This is a genomic window from Lactiplantibacillus garii (assembly GCF_003885105.1).
Taxonomy (GTDB): domain Bacteria; phylum Bacillota; class Bacilli; order Lactobacillales; family Lactobacillaceae; genus Lactiplantibacillus; species Lactiplantibacillus garii.
This window is the reverse complement of the sequence record NZ_QWZQ01000087.1, coordinates 1-3,799: the sequence shown is the minus strand read 5'-3', so window position 1 is coordinate 3,799 and position 3,799 is coordinate 1. Positions and strand designations below refer to the sequence as shown.

Below are 3,799 nucleotides of genomic sequence, written 5' to 3'. Positions count from 1 at the left end.
TTTTGGTCATTGGGAAGTCGATACGGTACTTTCTAGCCGAGGTCAGTCACGAGCATGTTTGGTCACTTTTGTAGAACGTAAAACCCGGCTTCTATGGGCTATCAAAGCCCCTAATCGCACCGCCAAGGCCTTAAATGATACCTTTGGAAAGTTTATGGGGACCTTCGGTTCCCAAGTGAAATCTATAACTGTTGATCATGGTAAGGAGTTTGCCGATTATCGATCCATAGAACAAGACTATCAGATTACAGAATCGATTTTTTTACCGGTTGTAATATCGATGATCTGTGTTAATACAATTTTTGGATTGAAGTAGGTTTTAGTAACGCCGTTCTTTTCGTAAATTTTTTCGGAAACATCGTAATGGTCGAATGCTTCTTTTTTTGAAGAGTGTTATAGAGTTGTTCATTTGTATTGTTGACAATTAAATAGATTTTTAATGTACTGAGTAGCTTATGTTCTTTGTAAATTATTCCATTAATTTTATGAGTTTGTGTTGTTTTAATGATGCGGGAACATCAATGATACGTTGGTTGGAACTACCTCTAAAGGGATGGTCACCAGCTTTAAGACGTTCATCGAAACGACCATCAACTAAAACGTCAAGTTTTGATAACATTTCAAGTTTGTCGTCTGAATCTTTTAATAGTTCTTCCCACGTGTAGCCTGACCATGACCAAATATCTTTGGTCGGTAATTCTTTGCGTACACGATCAATTAACGGAATTAAAATATTTGTGTTTAAAAATGGTTCACCACCGAGTAGGGTGAGTCCCTGAACATATGAATGTGATAGATCTTGGATAATTTTGTCTTGAACGTCTTTTGTGAATGGTTTGCCGTTGTTGAAGTTCCAAATTGATGCATTGAAACAGTTATGGCAGTGGAACATACACCCAGAGACAAATAATGAGCCTCTAACACCGTTTCCGTCTGAGACCGATGGAAACTTCCAGTCAGCATAAAGTCCTTTGGATAAGTCTTTAGCTAACCATTCTTTGGGCTTAGGGTTAGCAAATTGTTTAATTTTGGTAGGTTTTGGATTTTTGATATGAATGTTTGGAGTTGTCATGTAATCATCCTTTTTTTAATATTTTGAAACTGTGAAAAGACCATCACGCAACGAACGTGAATCGATCCTCTCATGGTCTTTATTTTGATTAATTGTTTAGTTTGCGAACTTTGTTTTTATCGGCAATGTCGGACTCCAGAAATTCGCCGTTATCTAAGCGGCCAAGGGTCCCAGACATATGCTTGACACGATGAATGATTTCGGCTTGACGACCGTGTTTTGGCGGACGTTTCATTGGATTGCCAAGATAACCGCAGATCCGGCGGGTAACGTCACTGGTTTCAGGATTTGAATTTCCACAGTTTGGGCAATGGTAGCCTTTTTCATCGGCTGTGTATTCGCCATGGAAGTCGCATTCCAGACAGTGGTCAATTGCGGTGTTGATTTCAAAATAACCAATGCCGGCTTTATAGGAATAATCCCAAATTGCTTCGAGCGCATCTAAGTTATCTTTCATACACGGTAATTCAACGTAACTGATAAAACCACCGTTTGAAAGTTTTTGGAAGGGTGCTTCAAAATCTAGTTTTTCGAACGGTGTTGGTTTTCGTTCAACAAAATAGTGAAAACTATTAGTATAGAAATCATGATCGGTAACAAATGGTACGTTTGGATATAGTTTATGGTCAATTTCTTCAAAGGTACTGTTCAGACTTTCGGCTGGAGTACCATAAACTGAAAAACCGTATCCATATTGTTTTTTCCATGCCGCAGCTTTTTCGTTCATGTGTTTAATGACGGAATATGCAAAGTCGTGCGCTTCTTGATTGTAAGTGTGATCATGTTGCCAGTCACCATAGAAGCGAGCGGTCATTTCGTATAAACCAACGTATCCCATTGAAACGGATGCACGGTTGTGATTAAACAGTTCGTCGACATTTCCATCAGGATCTAAACGACCATATCCGCCATACATGAATCCGGCTGGATTGTATTTCGGTAAGGCTTGTTTAACATTTTCAATTCGAAAAAGTAAAGCATCACGTTGTAGATTTAGACGTTCATCGAGTAATTTCCAGAATTTTTCTTTGTCACCGTTTGAATCAAGTGCAATTCTTGGTAGGTTTAAACTAACGACACCTAGGTTTAAGCGTCCGCTTGAGTAATCATGTGTTTCGCCACGAGCTTTTAAATCTTCTGGTGACATCGCGCTAAGAAAACTGCGGCAGCCCATTGAGGCTTTAAAACTGCCAGTAATATCGATGACATTGTCATAGTTTAGAATTTCGGGTGACATGCGTTTAATAACTGATTTTAAAGCGAGTTTCTTGATGTCATAATTGGGATCTTTTGGATGCATGTTAACGCCGGGTTTAATTGTAAATAATAACTTTGGAAAAATTGCAGTCCGATGATCTTTACCTAGTCCAGCAATGCGTTGGTGAAGGATACCGATTTGAATTTCACGTTCAAACCAACTAGTACCAAGTCCAAACCCTAGCGTCACAAAAGGAGTTTGTCCATTTGATGAATAGAGTGTATTTATCTCGTATTCGAAACTTTGCATAGCTTGTTGAATTTCGCGGCGTGTCATTATTTCTGCGTAGTTCTTTTGATCTTCGATGTTTAATGATTTAGCAATTTTTAAGTGCTTTTTAAATGATTTTTTAGCGTATGGTGCGAGGACTTCGTCAATGCGATCGTAGGAGCAACCACCATATTGAGATGAACTTATCGCTGAAAGTATCTGTGATGCTTGTGCTACCGCGGTTGTCAATGTGTGGGGCGATTCAACATCAGCGTTTCCTAATGTGAATCCATTCTTCAACATGTCTTCTAAGTCGATTAATCCACAATTGTGATATTGGTTTGCAGGACTATAATCTAAATCATGCCAGTGAATCAAACCTTTGATATTAGCATCGGCAATTTTTTTTGGCAATATTTTTAAGCCGATTGCTTTTGAAACGGCACCAGCGGTCAAATCACGTTTGGTGGCATAAACATCAGCGTCTTTGTTAGCATTTTCGTTAACAACGTCATCATCTTTTTTCAATAGCTTGTTAATTTGGTAATCAACAGATGTTTGTTTTTTACGATTGATGTCGTGTTGTAAACGATATGCTGTATACGCTTCGGCAACTTTAAATTCTTCAACATCAACAAGTGATTGTTCAACGGCGGATTGAATCTCAGTAATGTCAAATTGCATTTTATTTTGTCGTAACAATTTGTTAATTGTTAAATCAACAATTTGATCAATCTTGGTGATGTGGTCTTCGATGTTTGAATACACATCGTCAAATGCTTTTGTGACAGCGTTTGTAATGTTTTCACGGTGGAATTTAGCAATGGATTTGTTGCGCTTGATTACGGTTTTTTGGGTATTATAACGTTGTGCTAAGCGTTGTTTTTCTTCGAGATAATGCTTATAAACGAATACACTTTCGTCGTCATATTCCCACATCTTTGAATGATTTTTGTGATAGCGAACAATTTTTTTATCATTGGCAAGTCGTGTGATTTGCATTTCTGACAATGATAGTTCGTTAACAACATCTTTTAGTTGCATGTAGTCAGACCTTTCTGAGTTTTTATTTTAAGTCTAACGACAATGTTAGACTTACAGTTTTATTATAGCATAGCTCGCATTTATACAAGGTTCTGGTGCAAAATTTTTCAGGTAAACTTATTTTGAGTATAATTAGCCTAAAAAGCGAGGTAGCGATGATGGAAAATTATTTTAAAGGGCGACATTTCCAAAAAGATATTATTTTGGTAGCCGTT

The 3,799-nt window shown here is 37.7% G+C and carries 2 protein-coding genes and 1 pseudogene; 1 reads left to right on the top strand and 2 read right to left on the bottom strand.

The window, feature by feature from the left end; translation table 11 throughout:
- Positions 1–247, top strand: a pseudogene (locus tag D1831_RS13975) (IS30 family transposase); the annotation flags it as partial.
- Between the two features lie 222 nt (positions 248–469).
- Here D1831_RS13975 and nrdG read toward each other — a convergent pair.
- Positions 470–1,072 carry an anaerobic ribonucleoside-triphosphate reductase activating protein gene (gene nrdG / locus D1831_RS13970; protein WP_049816396.1) on the bottom strand — a complete coding sequence of 201 codons (603 nt, stop codon included), beginning with the start codon at positions 1,070–1,072 and terminating at the stop codon, positions 470–472.
- Positions 1,073–1,160: 88 nt separating this feature from the next.
- Complete coding sequence (gene nrdD, locus D1831_RS13965; protein WP_076633387.1) at positions 1,161–3,584, bottom strand: anaerobic ribonucleoside-triphosphate reductase; 2,424 nt, start codon at positions 3,582–3,584, stop codon at positions 1,161–1,163.
- Positions 3,585–3,799: the final 215 nt, after the last annotated feature.

What these genes read in the sequence shown, in the direction of transcription:
- nrdG (WP_049816396.1), bottom strand. Translation starts at nt 1,072, where the DNA reads ATGACAACTCCAAACATTCATATCAAAAATCCAAAACCTACCAAAATT.
- nrdD (WP_076633387.1), bottom strand. Translation starts at nt 3,584, where the DNA reads ATGCAACTAAAAGATGTTGTTAACGAACTATCATTGTCAGAAATGCAA.